The organism is uncultured Varibaculum sp. (genome assembly GCF_902489465.1).
Classification (GTDB): Bacteria; Actinomycetota; Actinomycetes; order Actinomycetales; family Actinomycetaceae; genus Varibaculum.
In genome coordinates this window covers 33,472-52,588 of sequence record NZ_CABTZZ010000007.1, presented here as the reverse complement: position 1 = coordinate 52,588, position 19,117 = coordinate 33,472, and the positions used below count along the sequence as shown (strand labels likewise).

At 52.7% G+C, this 19,117-nt stretch carries 21 protein-coding genes and 1 tRNA gene; 18 read left to right on the top strand and 4 right to left on the bottom strand.

The annotated features are described in order from the left end of the window. The first annotated feature begins 168 nt into the window (after positions 1–168). Positions 169–1,263 carry an FAD-dependent oxidoreductase gene (locus RDM26_RS02550; protein ID WP_307737482.1) on the top strand — a complete coding sequence of 365 codons (1,095 nt, stop codon included), beginning with the start codon at positions 169–171 and terminating at the stop codon, positions 1,261–1,263. A 38-nt stretch (positions 1,264–1,301) separates the two neighbouring features. Then, complete coding sequence (locus tag RDM26_RS02545; RefSeq protein ID WP_307737481.1) at positions 1,302–1,706, top strand: DNA primase; 405 nt, start codon at positions 1,302–1,304, stop codon at positions 1,704–1,706. Positions 1,707–1,722: 16 nt separating this feature from the next. Here the strand turns inward: RDM26_RS02545 and RDM26_RS02540 are convergent, their stop codons facing one another. Beyond that, positions 1,723–2,658 (bottom strand): aldo/keto reductase, encoded by a 936-nt coding sequence (locus tag RDM26_RS02540; RefSeq protein ID WP_374041808.1) that lies wholly within the window; start codon positions 2,656–2,658, stop codon positions 1,723–1,725. A 244-nt stretch (positions 2,659–2,902) separates the two neighbouring features. Here RDM26_RS02540 and RDM26_RS02535 point away from each other — a divergent pair, with 244 nt between their 5' ends. Both RDM26_RS02535 and RDM26_RS02530 read left to right on the top strand, forming a co-directional pair. Beyond that, positions 2,903–3,733 carry an undecaprenyl-diphosphate phosphatase gene (locus tag RDM26_RS02535; protein ID WP_307737479.1) on the top strand — a complete coding sequence of 277 codons (831 nt, stop codon included), beginning with the start codon at positions 2,903–2,905 and terminating at the stop codon, positions 3,731–3,733. A gap of 13 nt (positions 3,734–3,746) precedes the next feature. Next, on the top strand, positions 3,747–4,388 hold the full coding sequence (locus tag RDM26_RS02530; RefSeq protein ID WP_307737478.1) for an HAD-IA family hydrolase: 642 nt from the start codon (positions 3,747–3,749) through the stop codon (positions 4,386–4,388). Here the strand turns inward: RDM26_RS02530 and RDM26_RS02525 are convergent. After that, positions 4,380–5,246, bottom strand: a complete 867-nt coding sequence (locus RDM26_RS02525) for a PD-(D/E)XK nuclease family protein (protein ID WP_307737477.1) — start codon at positions 5,244–5,246, stop codon at positions 4,380–4,382. The two genes, RDM26_RS02530 and RDM26_RS02525, sit on opposite strands and share 9 nt — an antisense overlap. Positions 5,247–5,309: 63 nt before the next feature. Here RDM26_RS02525 and RDM26_RS02520 point away from each other — a divergent pair, with 63 nt between their 5' ends. From RDM26_RS02520 to RDM26_RS02455, 14 genes are all read left to right on the top strand, one after another. Then, entirely contained in the window at positions 5,310–6,416 is a 1,107-nt protein-coding gene (locus tag RDM26_RS02520) for an rRNA adenine N-6-methyltransferase family protein (RefSeq protein WP_307737476.1), read from the top strand. Between the two features lie 78 nt (positions 6,417–6,494). Further along, complete coding sequence (arc, locus tag RDM26_RS02515; protein WP_307737475.1) at positions 6,495–8,036, top strand: proteasome ATPase; 1,542 nt, start codon at positions 6,495–6,497, stop codon at positions 8,034–8,036. Between the two features lie 8 nt (positions 8,037–8,044). Further along, positions 8,045–9,646, top strand: coding sequence for a depupylase/deamidase Dop (gene dop, locus RDM26_RS02510; RefSeq protein ID WP_307737474.1), 1,602 nt, complete (start codon positions 8,045–8,047; stop codon positions 9,644–9,646). Between the two features lie 27 nt (positions 9,647–9,673). After that, positions 9,674–9,856, top strand: coding sequence for a ubiquitin-like protein Pup (locus tag RDM26_RS02505; protein WP_374041807.1), 183 nt, complete (start codon positions 9,674–9,676; stop codon positions 9,854–9,856). 3 nt (positions 9,857–9,859) lie between these two features. Further along, positions 9,860–11,242 carry a Pup--protein ligase gene (pafA, locus tag RDM26_RS02500; protein ID WP_307737473.1) on the top strand — a complete coding sequence of 461 codons (1,383 nt, stop codon included), beginning with the start codon at positions 9,860–9,862 and terminating at the stop codon, positions 11,240–11,242. Next, positions 11,239–12,291 carry a hypothetical protein gene (locus tag RDM26_RS02495; protein ID WP_307737472.1) on the top strand — a complete coding sequence of 351 codons (1,053 nt, stop codon included), beginning with the start codon at positions 11,239–11,241 and terminating at the stop codon, positions 12,289–12,291. The genes pafA and RDM26_RS02495 overlap by 4 nt, the downstream gene beginning before the upstream one ends. A gap of 122 nt (positions 12,292–12,413) precedes the next feature. Beyond that, positions 12,414–13,184 carry an imidazole glycerol phosphate synthase subunit HisF gene (gene hisF / locus RDM26_RS02490; RefSeq protein WP_307737471.1) on the top strand — a complete coding sequence of 257 codons (771 nt, stop codon included), beginning with the start codon at positions 12,414–12,416 and terminating at the stop codon, positions 13,182–13,184. Beyond that, complete coding sequence (hisI, locus tag RDM26_RS02485; protein WP_307737470.1) at positions 13,181–13,558, top strand: phosphoribosyl-AMP cyclohydrolase; 378 nt, start codon at positions 13,181–13,183, stop codon at positions 13,556–13,558. Before hisF ends, hisI begins: the two co-directional genes overlap by 4 nt. Before the next feature lie 53 nt (positions 13,559–13,611). Beyond that, the gene (gene trpC / locus RDM26_RS02480; RefSeq protein ID WP_307737469.1) at positions 13,612–14,454 is read left to right on the top strand and encodes an indole-3-glycerol phosphate synthase TrpC; all 843 of its coding nucleotides are present in this window, start codon (positions 13,612–13,614) and stop codon (positions 14,452–14,454) included. 11 nt (positions 14,455–14,465) lie between these two features. Then, a complete protein-coding gene (gene lgt / locus RDM26_RS02475; RefSeq protein WP_307737468.1) occupies positions 14,466–15,338 on the top strand; it encodes a prolipoprotein diacylglyceryl transferase in 873 nt (290 codons plus the stop codon). Between the two features lie 75 nt (positions 15,339–15,413). Then, on the top strand, positions 15,414–16,838 hold the full coding sequence (pyk, locus tag RDM26_RS02470) for a pyruvate kinase (protein WP_307737467.1): 1,425 nt from the start codon (positions 15,414–15,416) through the stop codon (positions 16,836–16,838). A 293-nt stretch (positions 16,839–17,131) separates the two neighbouring features. Beyond that, entirely contained in the window at positions 17,132–17,338 is a 207-nt protein-coding gene (locus RDM26_RS02465; RefSeq protein ID WP_022863918.1) for a hypothetical protein, read from the top strand. Positions 17,339–17,730: 392 nt separating this feature from the next. Further along, the gene (locus tag RDM26_RS02460; protein ID WP_307737466.1) at positions 17,731–18,024 is read left to right on the top strand and encodes a type II toxin-antitoxin system RelB/DinJ family antitoxin; all 294 of its coding nucleotides are present in this window, start codon (positions 17,731–17,733) and stop codon (positions 18,022–18,024) included. Then, positions 18,025–18,360: a type II toxin-antitoxin system RelE/ParE family toxin gene (locus RDM26_RS02455; RefSeq protein ID WP_307737465.1), complete on the top strand. Its 336-nt coding sequence runs from the start codon at positions 18,025–18,027 to the stop codon at positions 18,358–18,360. A 21-nt stretch (positions 18,361–18,381) separates the two neighbouring features. Here the strand turns inward: RDM26_RS02455 and RDM26_RS02450 are convergent, their stop codons facing one another. Together RDM26_RS02450 and RDM26_RS02445 are read right to left on the bottom strand one after the other, a co-directional pair. Next, positions 18,382–18,903 carry a nitroreductase family protein gene (locus RDM26_RS02450; protein WP_307737464.1) on the bottom strand — a complete coding sequence of 174 codons (522 nt, stop codon included), beginning with the start codon at positions 18,901–18,903 and terminating at the stop codon, positions 18,382–18,384. A 51-nt stretch (positions 18,904–18,954) separates the two neighbouring features. Then, positions 18,955–19,031: transfer RNA gene (locus RDM26_RS02445), tRNA-Pro, on the bottom strand. Positions 19,032–19,117: the final 86 nt, after the last annotated feature.

Genomic DNA, 19,117 nt, shown 5'->3' with positions numbered 1-19,117 from the left:
AAAGACGTATTCTTTTTGATAGCGTAAGATACAGTAGAACTGAAAATGATCGTTGGGTTGGTAAGTCTTCATCTCGTCACCCAAAGGGGTGACCGATGGCAACTGCCGGTCTGATTTGGCTCGCATCTGTTTTGGGTATAAACCAGAATAGATAAAAGGAGAGGTAGCGTGGCTAAAGTAGTTGTCATTGGCGGCGGTTACGGTGGCATAACCGTGGCGGGTGGCCTAGATGACGTGGCTGATGTCACGCTGGTCGAACAAAAAGACCAGTTCGTGCATCACGCGGCAGCGCTTAGGGCGGCGGTGGATTCCGTGTGGGGACATACCGTGTTTATGCCTTACAGTCGCCTGCTTGACCGCGGCCAGGTCGTCCATGGAACTTGTATGCGGGTGGATGGTCGCACCGTTTATGTTGCCGGACACGATCCCATTGAGGCAGATTTTCTAGTGCTAGCAACGGGAACTACCTACCCATTCCCAGCAAAACACATGGTTTCTCAAGCCTCGGTTGCGAAGGCACGTTTGGATCAAACTCGCGAAAACTTGGCACGTGCTAAACGGGTAATGCTGGTTGGCGCCGGCACTGTCGGCGTGGAATTCGCCGGTGAGCTCACCTCCACTTATCCGGATATGAAAATCATCATGGTTGACAAGGAACCCTATATCCTTGGTACTCCGGGGTACCTGGATTCCCTGCGCGAAACCATCACCACCCAGATGGAAGAACGCGGTATCGAATTGGTATTGGGAGCGCCTCTCGCCTATATGCCGCCTACCGATGTGGGAATGCTCTCCACTTTCCAGGTAGAAACCCTGGCCGGGGTACCGGTCGAAGCCGATATGTGGTTCCTGTGCTACGGGGCTCAAACCTCTTCCGGCTACCTTCACGGGTCATATTCCCAGGTTATGCATGCCAACGGCACAGTTATGGTTGACGAGCACCTGCGCGTAAAGGACATGGAAAATGTTTACGCAGTGGGTGACATTACCGACGTGCCGGAATCAAAGCGCGCAGACGCTGCTCGCGCTCACGCCCGGGTAGTGATCGCGAATATTCGTGATCAGCTTTCCGGTCGGCCTCCTTCGACAACCTATGCTCCGGGTAAGGAATGGGTCATTTTGCCGTTAGGCCCTGATGGTGGTGCCTCGCAGCTGGTTGACCCTGACGGTACGACGCGGATCGTCGGATCGGAAGAAACCGCAGAAATCAAGGGAACCGACTTGATGGTGACCATGATTCGCGGACAACTTCACCTACCCTAAGCATCCTGGTTGATTCGGAGCCCAGGGGGTGGTGTATCGTGGCTGACCGTTTGCAAATAACATTCGATAACTTTGTAGGTGCGCTGCAAGCGCATTTAGAGGCTGCGCGGGGTGCTGAAGATCCTGACTGTGATCCGCAGGTAGCGCGGGCAGGAGAAAAACTAGAAGCCGCTTTTTCGGCTTACGATGAAGCTCTTTACTCTCAATTAGGATGCGACCTCCCCCTAGATATTTTTGAGGATGAAGATATCGATTCGGAAAGTCTGTTCGACCATGTAGATCAGGTGCTACAAGCAGACGAATCCGCCTATCAGGACGAGGACGAAGAATACGACTTTGACGAGGACGAAGAGGACGAAGACGGAGACGATCTCCTAGATGAACCTGAAGAAATCCTTAACGAAGAATACGACTTCGACGAAGAAGAAGCCGAAGACGAGTAAGTATTTCCCGGTTTTCTTATTCGCTAGCCTCATTTAAAGCTACTCGAATTTGGTGGGGCACATGCGCATCTGCTGCTTTTAATACTGCCGCAAACTGCCCAGCGCTGCGCGCCCCCGTTAAAGCGCTGGTTACTCCAGGGGCATCTTTAACCCACGCTAAAGCTAGTTTTAACGGCTCCCACTCTAAGCCTTCGGCTCCCGCTAATACCGCCTCGATAATCGGCTGATATTCGGCAGATAGGTAGGGTGAAACGAACCCCTGTAAATGTTGGGAAGCAGCCCGCGAATCTGGCGGAATGCTTGTTTGATATTTTCCGGTTAAAACTCCGCGCCCCAGCGGAGACCAAGCGATAAAGCTAGAGTCAAAATGCTCGGCAGCGTCTAACACTTCGTCTTCAACCTGGCGGTTTACTAAAGAATATTCCCCTTGTACGGCGGCGACTTCGTAGCGATCCTGTCCCAGCAATACCGCTAGTTCTGCCATGGCCCAAGCCGGATAGTTGGATACCCCCACATAGCGGGCGCGTCCGGAACGTAGCGCCATCTCTAAGGCTGTTAAAGTCTCTTCCACCCGCACAAATGGGTCGTAGTGGTGAACAAACCACACATCAATATAAGCGGTTCCCAGCCGCTGTAAAGTCTGATCTAGACTACGCAACAGGTTTGCCCGGGAAGCATCAACCGAAGGAGGAACGCCTGCTCTTACCCCGGCTTTTGAACAAATCACTAGGTCTTCACGAGAAAACTCCTCGTCCAAAAGGGTGCCGATAAGTTTTTCAGACTCGCCCTCCCCATAGGTAGCGGCAGTGTCAAGCAGATTGCCCCCGGCATCAAGGAACATTCGCAATTGCTGGCTCGCTTGTTCCAGGTCGGTATCTCGCCCCCAGGTGAGGGTTCCTAGCCCCAAGCTGGAAACCATAAGTCCGGTTCGGCCTAATCTTCTTTTCTCCATACTCCCAGGTTAAGGGGGAGGGAGACGAGAAGTTTTCAGGCACGGCGCAGCAGCAGCAAATAGATGACCGAAAGCTAAATCTAAATGGGAATACCTTATAAAGAATCTCGCCTCGACAAGCGGGGGAAATGCGTTATAGCTGCTACTTCGCTACAAGAGGCTGGACGGATCTGCTGCGTGAGGTGAGAGAAAACACCTAGCCAAAAGGCGAGTAGGGAGCGTTAAAACGATAGGCTTGGAGGTCGTGAACACCATGGAAGCCATCATTATGGGTCTTGTACAAGGATTGACCGAGTTTTTACCGATTTCCTCCTCTGCCCATCTGCGGATTTTAGGAGCAATCTTTGGAGACGACCCCGGTGCTGCCTTTACTGCGATCACCCAGATAGGAACCGAAAGTGCCGTCCTCATCTACTTTTGGAAAGATATCTCGCGGATCGTGTGCAAATGGTTTCAAGCCTTTGCGCCCGCTCGTAGTGGCGTTTCCCAAAGCGACTCGGATGTGCGGATGGGGTGGATGATTATTGTAGGTTCTTTGCCGATCGGAATCTTGGGGCTGCTCGGCCAGGATTGGATTGAAAAAGAATTCCGTAATATGTGGATCACCGTGGTGATGCTAATCGTCTTTGCCTTGTTCTTAGGGGCGGCAGACCGCTTTGGCAAGAAAGACAAAACCCTTGATCACCTTTCCTGGGTGCAAGCAATCATCTTTGGATTCGCGCAGGCTCTAGCGCTGGTTCCCGGGGTTTCTCGTTCGGGAGGAACCATTACCGCCGGTCGACTTATGGGGTTCACCCGGGTGGCTGCTGCTCGCTACTCCTTCCTACTGGCAATGCCGGCAGTTTTTGCTTCCGGGTTTTACGAAGCCGCTAAATCGGTAGGTAATAATCCTGCCGGATGGGGGCCGACAATCCTGGCAACCCTCGTGGCTTTCGCCGTAGGCTACGCGGTAATCGTGTGGTTTATGCGCCTGCTAGAAACCAAGACTTTCACGCCATTCGTGATCTATCGACTGCTCTTAGGGTCTGCGGTAGGAATCGCGCTGGCCGTAGGAGCCCTATCGGCTTTCGCTTAAAAAGGAGACAAATATGGGAGCGGTTCTTTTCGATATGGACGGAACCTTAATTGATTCCGAACCGCTCTGGCAGCGCACTGAGGCAAAAATAGTTGCCAGTTTCGGAAAGGTTTGGACTGAGGAGGACGGGGATACTCTAACTGGACATTCGCTTTTCGATAGCGCCTCCCTCATGATTGAGCTAAAAAAACTGCCGCTGGCGCCAGAGAAAGGCGTGGAGATGATGGTAGCGAATATGCATGAGCTTTACGCCCTTGAAGGAGTTCCCTGGATACCGGGAGCCCGCGAGCTGCTCAGCGAATTGGCCAGCGCCCAGATCCCCACTGCTTTAGTCTCCGCTTCCTATGAAATCTTGGTGCACGATGTGTGCGCTAACGCTCCAAAGGGTTCCTTAGAGGTGATGGTGACCGGTTCGGAACCGAATATGCGACAAAAACCCTCGGGTGATCCTTACCGCCTGGCGGCAAGCAGATTAAACGTACCGATAGAAAATTGCCTGGTGGTAGAGGATTCTGCTCCTGGGCTAGCTGCTGGACAGGACGCGGGAGCACGGCTGGCGCTGGTCAGGAGCACGGAAGTACCTGGCATTCCAGCGGCAAGGTTTGACTCGGTGGGACATCTACATCTGAGTGATATCCGGGAACTTTTAGCTTAAATTCTCGGTTTCCTCTGCGTTGTTTTCTTGGGTGGAAAGTAACCGCTGAACGCCCTCACTAGATATTTCCGGGGCGATTCCCTCCATCAAGGGACAATAGGCGCGATAATCGCACCAATTGCATAGGGGCGAGCGCCGCGGGGGAAAATAACCCGAATGTGCCTGCGTAGAGATTTGTTCCCAAACCGCGAATATTTCTTCGGTGGTGGCGTCAATATCCGCGGGAGTGGGGGTATAGGTATAGACCTGACGGTCTTTTAGGAATAGTAGCTGCAGGCGGGCGGGCAACTGTCCTTGAGTCAAGTACCACAGCAGCGCATAAAAACGAATTTGGAACTGGTAGGGGCCGATATAGCGTTCGGCGGGGGCTTTGCCGGTCTTGTAGTCGACAATCCGTACCAACCCAGTGGGGGAAATATCTACCCGATCAATATAGCCATGCAGGTGCAGGCGGTTTTTATCGGTTACCCGCAGATATTTTTCTCGATGAGCGGGGGTGAGGCGATCGGGGTTCTCCATTTGGAAATAGTTAGAAAGCAATTGGCGGGCGGTTTCTAAGAACTGGTTTTCGCCGCTTTTATCTTCCCCGAAAAGCTCGGCGAGCAAATCCGGTTTTTCGCTAATTGTCTTGTCCCAGGCTTCCTCCATTTTCCCGCTGGCGGCGGCAAAAGTTCGCTGTTGAGCTGGAAGGTCAAATAAATTCTCTAGCGCTGCGTGTACCAAAGTTCCCCGCTGGCGTACCTGAGATTCTTTGGTGGGGAGCTTATCTATCACTTGGAAACGGAACTGCAAGGGACAATTCCGGAAAGTACCTATCCGGGAAGGGGAGAGGGCCGAGGCGCGCTTAGAAATACTCATAAGAGTATTGTAAGACGCTGCCGGATACCGGGAAGTCAGCAAGATAAAGCTAGGATTAGGGAGATGAATCAGATTGAACCAGGAAAAAGAGACGGATGTGTCCCCCCAGATGTCCCCGGATGGTCGGCGCGTGCGCGCGGGTCGTTTAGACTCGGCGACCGGGTGCAGCTTCAGGGGGCTTCCGGAGATCTACATACTGTAACTATTACCGAAAACGGCTGGTTTAATACTGCGAAAGCTTCTTTCCCCCTCGCCGAGTTATTGGGCAAGGAAGAAGGCAGCCTGATTCGTTCTCGCCAGGGGAGAGAATTCTTGGCTTTTCGTCCTCGCCGCTTGGACTATACCCTATCCATGCCGCGGGGAGCGGCGATTATCTATCCCAAGGACGTGGCACAAATCCTGCAATCTGCCGATATCTTTACCGGTGCTCGGGTTTTTGAATGTGGGGCAGGTTCTGGAGCGCTGACGGTTTCACTCCTGGAGATGATTGGAGAAGACGGCCAGTTGGTCTCGGTGGAAGAACGCGAAGACTTCGCCGATATAGCCCAGGCGAATGTAGATTTATGGTTCGGACGCCCTCATCCGGCGTGGCAGCTGCAACGCGGACGCCTGGGGGAAATAGACTTGGATAGCATTTACGGTTCCCACTATTTTGATCGCGCGGTTATTGACCTGCTAGATCCCTGGAGCTACCTGGATATTCTGCACCACTTGTTGGTTCCCGGTGGAGTGTTGTGCTGCTACATAACGACCGTAACGCAAATGTCTACGCTGGTAGAAGCTTTAAGAAGTGATGGGCGTTTCGGTTTTACCTGCAGCGAAGAAACTATTCAAAGACAGTGGCATACCGAGGGGCTAGCGCTGCGCCCCGAACATCAGATGGTAGGACATACCGGGTTTCTAGTTACCTGCCGAGCCTTGGCAAGAGGGGCTAGGCGACCGAAAAAACTGGGAAATACCCCTAAGGCGGTCAAGATAAACGGCGGGCAGTGGAGCCCGGAAGATGATTGGGAGCAAGTGCGACTAGGGCAGCGCAATCCCGCGGAGCGGAAGACACGCCGGGTGCGCCGCGACGTAGTTAGGCGCGCCGAGTATTGGGCGCGAGGAAACACTGCTGCACGAAGCACGCCGCCGCCAGAGCCAGAAACCAGCCTGGGTACGCCCTCGTAAATGTTAGTAATCCTGGACATTTAGAGCAGGTGGCGGGCAAAACTAATAGGTTGAAAGAGGTTTACGGAAAGGAAACTGATGTCAGATCCTAGCGAAGAGCAGTTGCAAGCCCTCCAGAGGGAAGTTACCTCCTTGAAAGGGAAGAACAAGCGTCTGTCTGCAGCTTTGGGAGCAGCTCGCGAACAAGTGGTAGCGATTCATCAGCAGCTTGCAGATTTAGCTAAACCACCTGCAACCGTGGCCGTAATCGCAGAGAATCCCCAAAGCCCTGGTCAGGTAAGGCTGTTTTTAAATGGTAAACCCATGGTGCTTCGGGTACACCCCGATATTAAACCTGAACAGTTACGGGTCGGACTAGAAGTTCTAGTTAATGAAGAAATGGTGGTATCCAGAATCCTTTCCTATCCCCGTACCGGTACTTTAGTACAGGTAGGGGAAGTTATGCCCCATGGGCGCGTCCTGGTGCGGCTATCGAATACCGACAGTGAAATCGTTTCTCTAGCACCGCCTCTAGTAGGAAAAATCGAGGTGGGGGACTCGCTACTGCTGGAAGGACGCAGCGGGATTGCGGTGCAAAAGGTGCAAAGAGGAGAGGTAGAGCAACTTTTGGCTCCCCAAGTCCCCAATGTTTCTTATAAGCAGATCGGGGGACTGGAAAAACAGATTGAAACTATCCGGGACGCGGTGGAACTGCCGTTTATTCACCCCGATCTTTATCGACGCTACGGTCTTTCCGCTCCGAAAGGGATACTGTTATATGGCCCGCCCGGATGTGGCAAAACGCTGATAGCCAAGGCAGTTGCTACTTCTTTAGGGGCTAACGCCCACGGGAAATCCTCCTATTTCTTGTCGATCAAAGGCCCGGAATTACTTTCGAAATTCGTGGGAGAAACCGAGCGGCAAATCCGGGCTATTTTCTCGAGGGCGCGGCAACTAGCCAGTAATGAGCACCCGGTAGTGATTTTCTTTGACGAAATGGAAGCACTTTTCCGTACCCGAGGATCAGGGATTTCTTCCGATGTGGAAACGATGATCGTCCCCCAGCTGCTGGCTGAGATCGATGGGGTAGAAGCGCTTTCAAATGTGATCGTGATTGGGGCTTCTAACCGCGAAGACATGATAGATCCAGCGGTGCTGCGGCCGGGACGCCTGGATGTACGGGTACGTATCGAGCGGCCTAACTTGGAACAGGCCGGACAAATCTTTGATATCCACCTGGGACAAAATGTACCGGTAGAACCAGAGGAGGGAACTTCCCCGGCAGATGGGAAGGCGAGGCTGCGCGAAAAACTGGTGACGCTACTGGCGGAGGAATCAGATCGCACTCAGATTTATGAAGTTGCCTATGAGAACGGGGAAAAAGAAATAGTCTATGCACATTCGTTGCTTTCCGGGGCGATGATTGCCTCGATTGTAGAGCGGGCGAAAAAAGCGGCGATTAAAGACTCATTGCTAGATCCGGCGAATATAAATGGACTTAGTTGGAGGCACGTTGAAGCAGCCACGGTGGAAGAAATTCGCGAAACTGCAGCTTTGGGGGCTTCTGCTGATCCGGGAGAGTGGGCGCGTACCCTGGGAGTTAGGGGCGCGCGAATTGTTGATGTGCGTAGCCTGCAATAGGAGGAGCCGTGAGCGAAAGCGCCATTAAGCGACCGTTGGGAACTGAAACCGAGTTCGGGATTATCCAGGTAGGAAACGTCTACGCTAACCCGGTTGCACTTTCTACCCAAGTGGTGGCGGCCTACCGGGATCACTCTCGGCCGTCAGAAGCTGTTACCTGGGATTATGAGGGCGAAAATCCCTTGCAGGATATGCGCGGGTTTTCGCTTAATCCCCACCAGGCGGATCCCTCGCAGCTAACCAATAATCCCGAGCAGCTGGCGCCTTCCGGTCCGGGAGTACAGGCGGTTGCTCGCCCTAGTGCTCAAGAAGCCGCAATGCCGAAGCCAAGTGCCTGTGTACTGACTAATGGCGCGCGCCTGTACGTTGATCATGCTCACCCGGAGTATTCCTCTCCGGAAACTCTAGACCCCAAGCAAGGGGCACTCTATGATGCGGCGGGAGATCTGATTGCCCATCGTGCCATGGAGCTGGCAGCAGAACATGGTAACCAGATTGAGCTGTACAAGAACAATGTGGATGGTAAAGGCGCGGCCTACGGCAGTCATGAGAACTATTTACTGCGGCGTGACCTAGATTTTTACGCTCTTGCCCAAAACTTGATTCCCTTCCTGGTTACCCGCCCGCTTATTTGCGGAGCCGGCCGCGTGGGCATTGGGCAACGCTCCGAAAAACCTGGTTTCCAAATTTCGCAACGCGCTGACTATGTGGAAAACGATATCGGACTGGAAACTACCTTTAACCGGCCGATAGTTAATACTCGCGACGAACCACATGCGGATGCTAGCCGGTGGCGGCGTCTCCATATTATTGGCGGAGACGCAAACCGTTTTCAATACTCAACCTACCTGCGTCTAGGCTCTACTGCCGCTTTGCTGTGGCTTCTAGAAAACCCTGATTGTCTCCAGGTGAAACAACTGGAAGAGCTGCGGATTACTTCTGATCCGGTAGAAGAAACCTGGGCGGTATCACATGATCTCTCCCTTACTCACCGCATAGAAACGGTATCGGGGCCGCTAAGCGCCCTCCAGATTCAAAACGCAATCCGAACCTCCATTGCCGAGGCCTTAGAAGAGCGCGGCGGAGCAGATGAGGCTAGCGCGGCGTTGCTGGGTGACTGGCAGCAAGTTTTAGATTCTTTATCCACTGATCGTGAGCTCGCCGCCCGCCGAGTCGAATGGGTGGGGAAATATCGGCTTTTAGAACGAATGCGCCAGCGTTTAGGCTGCGATTGGAACCACCCCAAACTTCAGGCGTTAGATTTACAATGGGCGGCGCTGCGGCCGGGAATATTCGAAAACATCTGCGAGGCCGGAATGGTAGAGCAACTGTTTTCACCGGAGGAAGTATTGCAAGCGGTTCAGCAGCCTCCTCGTGGGGGCAGATCCTGGGTGCGGGGGATGGCAGTAGCGAAACTGCCACAAGTTAAGAAAGGATCCTGGCAGTCACTGCTCTTAGATTTAGGCGGGGAGCAGCTATTACGCTTCAGTTTGGGGGATCCGGATTGCGCTGCCTCGCCAGCTGAAATGCGCGCCCTCGAAAATGGCGATGCTGCCACGTTTGCCCGCGCCCTTAGCGCTAAAAAGGAAAAACTGACAGAAAAATTTTAGGCTTAACTTTATTAGGAGGAAACAAAAGTGGTACAAGAACAAATAAACGCGCCCGGCGGGAAAAATTCCAGCATTGACGAAGGGGTAGAAGCCGCACAGGCACAAATCAATGCTCCCGCGATTGATGCCCTCTTAGAACAGATAGATACGGTAATGGAAACTGATGCGCAAGCTTTTGTCGAAGGTTTCGTGCAAAAAGGTGGGGAATAGTTCTTGCGTAGGATTTTCGGGATCGAAACCGAGTACGGGATCACCTGCGCCGCTCCCGAAGGCAGGCCGCCGTTAGATGCTGAACAAGCAGCCCGTAGGCTGTTTATGCCGGTAGTTAACCGATATCGCTCTTCTAATGTGTTCCTCGCCAATGGGGGACGGCTCTACCTGGATGTAGGATCACACCCCGAATACGCGACTGCCGAATGCGACTATGTAACGGATTTATTGGCGCAAGACGTTGCTGGGCAAGAGATTTTTTCCGATCTGGTAACCACCACTAATCAGCAGCTGCACGCTGACGATATCAACGGCCAAATCCACTTGCTGAAAAATAACCGAGACTCCCAGGGGAATTCGTGCGGCTGTCACGAAAACTACCTGTTGCATCGCTCAGCAGATTTTATGGGAATGGCTGACGCCCTAATTACCTTCTTTATTACCCGGCAAATCCTGGTGGGAGCGGGACTGGTAGATGAAGATGGCGGGTATCATTTTTCCCAACGCGCCGACAAAATGTATGATCCGATTTCGGCGGCCACTACCCGGGCGCGTCCCATTATCAATACTCGGGATGAGCCGCTGGCAGACTCTAGTCAGTATCGCCGCATGCACGTGATCGTAGGGGATTCTAATATTTGTGAAGCCACCACCGCTCTAAAAGTGGGGATGACCGTTGCGTTACTAGATGCGATTGACTGTTCTTTAAGCGTGAGCGACTTGGCGATAGCTGACCCTATGAGCGCGATCCGCGAAATCAACGCCGATCTAACCGGCAGGGCGCCATTAAAGCTAAAAGCGGGCGGTCACCTAGATGCGGTAGAAATCCAAAAACGCATCTATCAACGGGTGATGAATACTCTAAGCGATGCGGGGGAGCTAGAAACTACTCGGGAGCGGGTAAGAATTGGCGATTTTGATCCCCTAGAACTTTGGGGGAGGACAATAAAGTGTTTCGAGGACGAAGACTTCCAGGCGGTGCAAACCGAGATCGATTGGGTGATTAAGCAAAATCTTCTAGAACAAAGCGCCAAGCGGCATCAAGTTCCTATGAATTCTCCCCTAATAGCGCGCCTAGATTTGGCCTATCACGACATCACTTCCGCTGGTCTAGCTCCAGCGCTGACTCAGGCAGGGCTGATGCGTCAGCTGCTAACCACGAAACAAATAGGGGTCGCAAAAACCTATCCGCCCCGCACTACCCGGGCAAATATGCGGGGAACGATATTGCGGGAAGCCGAGCAGCTGCGGCGAGACGTCTCCGTGGATTGGATACACGTGCGCATTGATGAATCGAAAATGCCGACGGTAATGCTAGGGGATCCTTTTGCCTCTGAAGGTGAAATCCTAGATAAACTGCTGGCCGAATTGCAGGAGAGGGCGTGAGCTTAATGGAAGCGAACACCCGCAGTCACGGCGATGATACGAAGAATGCTTTCTCCATTTCGTCTCCTGAGCCGCAAACCGTTTCCGGAGAAAACCAGGAAGGCGCATCTAGCGATTTAAAGCGACGCTTTCCTCCGCGAAAGGCAGCAGTTCCGGCGAAGAAAAAACCTTCCCTCTGGCGTATTTTGCGGTGGTGGCTGGCCGCAGCTGCGGTACTCGCGGTGGCCGCTGCGGTAGTTTTAGGGTTTTATCTCTGGCAGGCCGGTAGGGGTCAAGAAATCAGCGGGGTTTCTACCCAGGTGAAAGTCAGTGGTCAATTGGGAGAACAGCCAGTAGTCGAATTTCAAGGGCGGATGCCTATTACTTTGCCTAACTCGCGGGTAGCTATTCGCGGCTTCGGGCCGCAGATACGGGAAAATCAAGACGTACGGGTGATGGTGAGTGTTTATGAGGGCGATACCGGGAAACTGGTTTCCAAGGGAGGAAAACCACAGCTTTTTGTGGGCAAAGCTAACGCCTCTACTTTGCCCAGTGGGTTGCTTACCGAAGTTATAGGCAGGAACGAGGGGTCGCGCCTGATCGTGCACCGCCCGGCTACTGCCAGTGACGGGAAAACCACTATGGAAGTAGACGTTATCGATGTGCTACCTACTGCGGTTTATCAGTCACAGTTGCAGATTCCGGAAGCGGCGGGGGTAAGTTTCTCTTTCCCGCAAGGATTGCCGCAATTCGAGTCGGCAACGAAAACGAAACCGCAAGAGGCCGCAACTTTCGTCTTGGTACCGGGCAAAGGCGAACAACTAGACCCGCGAAAGAAGATCCTGGCGCAATATGGAGTCTGGGAACTAGACTCAGGCAAGAAACGTGCCTACACCTGGGGTAACCTTGGTCCGCAAAAGATAGTGGGTGAAAGTACTTTCCAATCCTTATCCGAACAACTAACTGCCCTGCGTGCCAACTCGCGTATCTTGGCGATTATTCCCGCTGATCAAGCCACCGGTGATAGTGCTTTGGTGGTAGTTATGGATGTTTTGGCCTGCGCGAAATAAGGGAACAGTTATTTCAAAACTAGCGGTAGCTCTGCCGAATCCAGTCCACCTAACGGCGCTGGCGCTCCCTATTCACATTAGTTTTTTACACTGAGGGTAGAGAACCTATTGAGGAGGGCTAAATGGCGGTAGCGATCAGGGTGATCCCTTGCCTAGATGTTGACCAAGGGCGAGTGGTTAAGGGCGTAAATTTCCAGAACCTGCGAGATGCGGGAGATCCCGTGGAACTGGCAGAACGCTACAGCGATGAAGGTGCAGATGAAATCACTTTCCTGGATGTGTCAGCTTCTAAAGAGGGGCGCGCCACCATGGTGCAAACCGTGCAGCGCTGCGCCGAACAAGTCTTTGTGCCGCTCACCGTAGGCGGGGGAGTACGTTCGGTAGCGGACGTAGCACAACTCCTGGGGGCGGGTGCCGACAAGGTGGGGGTTAATACTGCGGCTATCGCCAATCCGGAATTAATCGATCAGATAGCTAAGCGTTTCGGTAACCAAGTGTTGGTGATTTCGGTTGATGCCCGGCGCTGCCCTGACGGGGTGGAAACTACCAGTGGATTTGAAGTTACTACCCATGGGGGAACCCGTTCTACCGGTATCGATGCCTTGGAGTGGTGTAGCGAAGTCACCGCCCGCGGTGCCGGAGAGATTTTGCTCAATTCGATGGATGCTGATGGGGTGAAAACTGGCTTTGACCTGGAAATGTTAGCGCAGGTACGCTCGCGGATAACCGTTCCTTTAATTGCTTCTGGGGGTGCGGGCAAGGTTGAGCATTTTGTCGAGGCAGTCCGCACCGGGGCAGATGCAGTGTTAGCGGCCAGTGTTTTCCATTTTGGCGAGGTCGCGATCTCGGCGGTGAAAGCAGGGCTCAAGGAAGCGGGGTTTGCGGTTCGATGAGTGCACAAGCTTTAGATCCGGATATAGCCTCTCGTTTGAAATTTGATGCGGCGGGACTGGTATGTGCGGTTATTCAGGACTGGCGAAACGGACAAGTTTTAATGGTCGGATATATGGATGACGAGGCGCTGCGACGCACGCTAACTACGGGGAGGGTCACTTTCTGGTCGCGTTCGCGCCGCGAATATTGGCGCAAAGGTGATACCTCTGGGCACGCACAATATGTGAAGCAAGTTCAGATTGATTGTGACGGGGATGCCCTGTTGGTGCAGGTGGATCAGGTAGGGGCTGCCTGTCACACCGGCGAGCGCAGCTGCTTTGAAAGCGGCGGTGAACTGCCAGTCCGTGTCGGGCAGCGCCCTGCCAGCAACTAGAATTATTACTGAAGGTGACAAAATCATAATATGGTTTTGGAGGTGATACTCAGATGAATGCTCTAGAACGGTTACTGGCTGGCGTGCGGCAAGAAGTGGCGCGGCGGGAGTCTGAGGTAAGCCTAGAAGAAATCAAACGGATCGCTGCCCAGCGTCCTCGTCCTCAGGATGGAGTCCGTGCCTTACGCAGCGAGGGCGCGGTTTCGGTAATCGCAGAAATAAAACGTGCCACCCCCGGTAAGGGTTTTTTGCGAGAAGTCTCCGATGTGGCGGCGCTGGCTAAATCTTACGAAGCGGGGGGAGCTTCCGTAATTTCGGTTTCTACCGAAAAAAACTTTTTTTGTGGCTCCATCGAAGACCTGCGGCAGGTGCGGGCAGCGGTAGAGGTGCCGGTACTCTATAAAGATTTCGTGATCACCCCCTATCAGGTTCATGAAGCTCGAGCATTAGGGGCTGACCTAATTTTGATCCTGCAAACCTCGGCAGAACCAACGGTAGTCACCTCTTTGGTAGAGCGGGCCCACTCGCTCGGTTTGACTGCGATTGTGGAAGTGCATTCGCGGCTAGAAGCCTTTCGGGCACTGGAAGCGGGCGCCAGGGTAATCGGGGTAAATGCCCAAGATTTGCGCACCCTCGATTTTAATATGGATACTTTTGCCCAAATCGTTGACGTTATTCCCGAGCAGGTGGTGGCGGTGGCAGAATCCGGGGTGGCCGGTCCGCATGATGTGTTTAACTATGCCCAACAAGGCGCTGATGCGGTACTGATTGGTTCAGCTTTGGTACAGTCAAATAATCCGCAATCTTTAGTGGCTGAAATGGTGGCGGCGGGAGCACATCCAGCTTTGGCAACTTCCCGCAAGTCTCGGATCAGCCGCGATAAGCACCACGACTAGAAAGATAAGGGATGAACCCGTTCTCTATTCCCTCTCCCGCGCAAGGTGTCTGGTATTTAGGACCTATTCCCCTGCGTGCCTATGCTTTAGCGATTCTTACCGGTATTTTCTTGGCTTGCCTGTGGGCTTCGCGGCGTTATAAAGCCCGGGGAGGTGACCCGGAGCTAATCGTGGATTTGGCTATTTGGGTAGTTCCCATCGGCATTATCGGAGCCCGGATCTACCATGTGTTGAGCAAGTGGCAAGACTATTTCGGTCCCACGGGCAATCCCAAAGAAATCCCGCTGATCTGGCATGGCGGGCTGGCCATTTGGGGAGGGGTAATTGCTGGCACCATCACTGCTTGTCTGGTATTGCGGCATCGGCAGTTGAAAATCGCTCCGGTAGCCGATGCTATTGCGCCTACGATCTTGGTCGGGCAAATCTTTGGTCGTTTAGGGAACTACTTTAACCAAGAGCTTTTTGGTAGGCCGACTACTTTGCCTTGGGGACTGCAAATTGACCTGCAACATCGCCCGCTAGGCTTTGAACAGTATGCTACTTTCCACCCGACTTTTCTCTATGAAATGTTGTGGAACCTAGCAGCAATCTGGGTGTTGGTGTGGATAGAGCGGCATTTCCGCCCGCGCGGTGGCATGATGATGGGATTCTATCTGTGTGCCTATAGCCTGGGGCGTTTCTGGGTAGAGAACCTGCGGATGGATCAGGCAAATCAGTTGCTCGGTTTACGTATAAATGCTTGGACTTGTCTGCTGATGTTCATCCTGGGGGTAGCCTTGGCAGTTTGGTGTTATCGCCAGAACGTTCCCCGCCAGCAGGAAGCTAATCCGCAACAGGGTAGTGAAATACCTCCTGAGGGGTGCGATAAAACAACTTCTGTTTAGTTATGTTGGATTGGCAGGGAGCCAACTAGCCCTCGACTAAGTGGAAAGAACTGAGGAACTCGTTAGGATAGAGGTATGCGCAGAGCGAAAATTGTATGTACGTTAGGGCCGGCAACAAATTCCCCGTCCCAAATTGAGAAACTCGCCGAGGCGGGGATGAACGTGGCGCGGATTAACCGTTCACACGGCAGCCAAGAAGAAGCTGAGGTTACGATTGGTAATATTCGGCGGGTGGCACTGCAAACTGGCAAAGCTATTGCGGTGTTGGTGGATTTGCAAGGCCCCAAGATTCGTTTAGAGACTTTTGCTGCTGGCCCGCAGACTTTAGAAAAGGGCGACACTTTCACGATTACCACTCGCGATGTTCCCGGGGATAAAGAAATCGTGGGGACTACCTTCAAAGGTTTGCCGGGGGATTGCACTCCCGGAGATGCCCTTTTGATTGATGACGGAAACGTGCAGGTACGGGTAAAGGAAGTTACCGCTACCGATGTAGTTACCGAGGTAGAAGTACCCGGGGTGGTGTCCGACCATAAGGGACTTAACTTGCCGGGGGTAGCAGTTTCTGTACCGGCACTTTCAGAAAAGGATGAAGACGATCTGCGTTGGGGACTGCAGCAAGGCGCCGATATCATTGCGCTGTCGTTTGTGCGCAGCGCTGATGATTTTGCTGATGTGAAGCGGATTATGGACGAAGAGGAAGTCCACGTCCCAGTTATTGCCAAGATTGAAAAACCGCAGGCAGTCGACCGTCTAGTGGAAATTGTGCAGACTTTTGACGGCATCATGGTGGCGCGTGGCGACCTGGGGGTAGAAATGCCGCTAGAAGCGGTGCCCTTGGTGCAAAAGCGAGCGATCGAGCTGGCCAGAAGGTACGCGAAGCCGGTCATCGTGGCTACTCAGGTATTTGACTCTATGATTCATAGCCCGCGTCCTACCCGCGCTGAAGCTTCTGACTGTGCTAACGCGATCTTGGATGGCGCCGATGCGGTAATGCTATCTGGGGAAACCTCGGTGGGGGCATACCCGATTGACGCGGTGCGCCTGATGGCTTCGGTTATTACTAATGTGGAGGAAAACGGGGGAGACCGGATATCTCCCCTCACTACCTATGATCATGATCGAGCTGGGGTGCTTTCAATCGCGGCTGCCAGAGCAGCGGAAATGCTGGATCTGAAATTCATGATCGCGTTCACGCAGGGAGGTGCGACCGCGCGCACCATGTCCCGACTGCGTTCCCCAATCCCCATGGTGGCGTTTACTCCGTTAGAGTCCACTCGGAATCAGCTGGCGGTTTCGTGGGGAATTCGTACTTACCGGGTTCCCTATGTAACTCACACTGACGACATGATTTGGCAAGTTGATCAGGTGCTACAAGCACAGGGATTAGCTAAGCGAGGGGATCAAGTAATTATCCTCGCCGGTATGCCTCCGGGGGTGACGGGTTCTACTAACTCGATGCGGATTCATACGGTAGGGTTAGAAACCGACTATCGCTAGTGCTTTACCGCTAATTCTCTAGGGCGAGAAAAGTGTTTTTGGACTGCCTCCAGGTATTCGGCCTCGAGGCGCGCAGGGAGTTGACGATCCAAGATTGACAATATCTGGATGGTGAACTAAAGTTGAACGCTTGTTGAAGTTTTCGAGTTTTCTCGGAAAATTGGTTGACTGCCTGCCACCTTTATGGTGTGCTGAAGTTGGCCACAACAGGCAGGGTTCTTTTGGAACCCCGGGGTTACCGGTACGAACCATGTGCCAACCCCGTGAGATGAAGAAGTGAATGGAGTATCAAAATGGAAAAATTCAATATTGTTGAAGCAGGCACTGGCCGTCAAGCAAACAATCTGCTGATTAACACGATTTCGGATGCGATCAGCCCTTGGTTTGCAGACGTTAGCCAAGACCGCCGAGTACGGGAAGCAATCGCGGCTCTGGCAGATGAGACTCTGCGGGCTCGTGCCGCCCAGTACTTAGGTCTGCAGCTACGTCCGGCAGCTTAAGAGGGTGCCGGTAGCGACCTTAGAAACCGAGTTTCTAAGGTATCGCCCTAAGCAATTAGATTCCCCCGCGAGACTATCGCGGGGGAATCTGATTTTCTTTTAAGATCTTGCTGGTGATCTACTAGCCCCTGGTTTCGGCTACGCCGATCCCAGTTTCGCCGGTTAAAGCGGGTATTGTTCTACGCCCTAAGCCTGGTGGTTTTCCTACAGCAACTGTTCTAGCGGTTGAGGCAGAAGGAAATCGGGTTAGAGATTGAGTCTGTCTTTGCGGCACAGTCTGCTTTTATCCTGCTCAATGTAGCTACTTTCCTAGTCGTCCTTTCGTGGATTTTCTGCCTATGTATCGCAGACTGCAGAACTATGTATTACAATAATTCTGGAGGGTGATATATGTGAAAAATGCGACTGTGAGCGCGCGCGTTGAGCAAGATGTTAAAACTGCTGCTGAAAATATCCTCGATCAGCTGGGAATTTCCACCTCAGCGGTAATTAATTCGCTGTATCGCCAAATCATATTGCAGCGCGCAGTTCCTTTTAGTCTGGCTCTTCCCGAAAATTTTAGAACTGCTGATGAAATGACCACGGATGACTTGAACGCAAAGCTTGCACGCAGCTATTCGCAGTCTTTGTCTGGTCAAGGGCGGGACTACAACTCTGTATTTGATGAGTTGGAAAAGGAACTTTAGTTGAATTCCTTCCAGGTTCTCATTACTCCCGATGCTGAGAATGATCTGATAGAACTAGGCAAATATATTGCCCAGGAACTGCTATCTCCACACGTAGCGCGGGATTATCTGAGGTTTTTGCGCGCCGAAATCGGAAAACTCTCATACCTGGCAACAGTTTTCGCGCCCATCCCGGATGAGCCTTGGCACAGTAGAGGAATCCGTTGCATTGCGGCTAAGAATTTCTTGATTTACTACCGCATAGATACCGATTCGAACTGCGTTTACGTCCTCAATGCTATTTACGGTAAACGTGACCAGCTAGCCGCCTTAAGAAAGGCAGATGAAACCGGGTAACAACGATACGGCATTCCCGGATTAAGCCTGGTGGTTTTCCCACAGTAGCTGCTGCAGCGGTTTGCGTTCCCGGTCTTTAGTGAGGCCGGCGGGAGCTTTACCTACAGTACACATCGTGAAGGGAACATAGGGAGCGGAAATCTGGAACTCCCGGCTAACTAGCTCCCGGTCAAAAGTGGCGAAAGGCCGCATATGCAGCCCCATTACCTCTGCTTGTAACAACATATTTTGTACTGCGCTGCCCAGGTCGTAGGAGCCAAAATCTAGACCGTGACGAGAAGGGTATTCTCGATGGATATTTAAAATCAGCCCGGAAGCATCAAGTGCCCAATCGGAAAAACCGGCTACAGCCCGGCGTAACACTTCGTAGTTGTTGTCTCCACGAATTCCCGGCACAAACCACCATTCCTGAGCATTCATGGCGCTAGGAGCCCAACGCGCCGCCTCTAATAGCTGATTGATTTGCTCGTTACTAATCGAAAAGTCCGGGTCGTATTCGCGCGGACTCCAGCGGTCGCTAATGATTTTAGAAATCTCAGTCATGTTTCTATCATAGCCAGCCACCCTGAAAACGGTACTAGCAGTAAAAATAAATGGTCGGGCTGACAGGATTTGAACCTGCGACCCCTTGACCCCCAGTCAAGTGCGCTACCAAACTGCGCCACAGCCCGTTACCTCCAAAATCTTATCTTCCCGCCGCTATCCCAGCAAATCACTCAGACGTGATTCTTAACGCTTAAAATACCAAGCTGTTAAA

Excerpts from the sequence above, each read along its gene's own strand:
- RDM26_RS02540 (WP_374041808.1), bottom strand. The coding sequence starts at position 2,658 with ATGGAGAAAAGAAGATTAGGCCGAACCGGACTTATGGTTTCCAGCTTG.
- RDM26_RS02530 (WP_307737478.1), top strand. The coding sequence starts at position 3,747 with ATGGGAGCGGTTCTTTTCGATATGGACGGAACCTTAATTGATTCCGAA.
- RDM26_RS02525 (WP_307737477.1), bottom strand. The coding sequence starts at position 5,246 with ATGAGTATTTCTAAGCGCGCCTCGGCCCTCTCCCCTTCCCGGATAGGT.
- RDM26_RS02520 (WP_307737476.1), top strand. The coding sequence starts at position 5,310 with ATGAATCAGATTGAACCAGGAAAAAGAGACGGATGTGTCCCCCCAGAT.
- arc (WP_307737475.1), top strand. The coding sequence starts at position 6,495 with ATGTCAGATCCTAGCGAAGAGCAGTTGCAAGCCCTCCAGAGGGAAGTT.
- hisF (WP_307737471.1), top strand. The coding sequence starts at position 12,414 with ATGGCGGTAGCGATCAGGGTGATCCCTTGCCTAGATGTTGACCAAGGG.
- hisI (WP_307737470.1), top strand. The coding sequence starts at position 13,181 with ATGAGTGCACAAGCTTTAGATCCGGATATAGCCTCTCGTTTGAAATTT.
- trpC (WP_307737469.1), top strand. The coding sequence starts at position 13,612 with ATGAATGCTCTAGAACGGTTACTGGCTGGCGTGCGGCAAGAAGTGGCG.
- lgt (WP_307737468.1), top strand. The coding sequence starts at position 14,466 with ATGAACCCGTTCTCTATTCCCTCTCCCGCGCAAGGTGTCTGGTATTTA.
- pyk (WP_307737467.1), top strand. The coding sequence starts at position 15,414 with ATGCGCAGAGCGAAAATTGTATGTACGTTAGGGCCGGCAACAAATTCC.
- RDM26_RS02465 (WP_022863918.1), top strand. The coding sequence starts at position 17,132 with ATGGAAAAATTCAATATTGTTGAAGCAGGCACTGGCCGTCAAGCAAAC.
- RDM26_RS02450 (WP_307737464.1), bottom strand. The coding sequence starts at position 18,903 with ATGACTGAGATTTCTAAAATCATTAGCGACCGCTGGAGTCCGCGCGAA.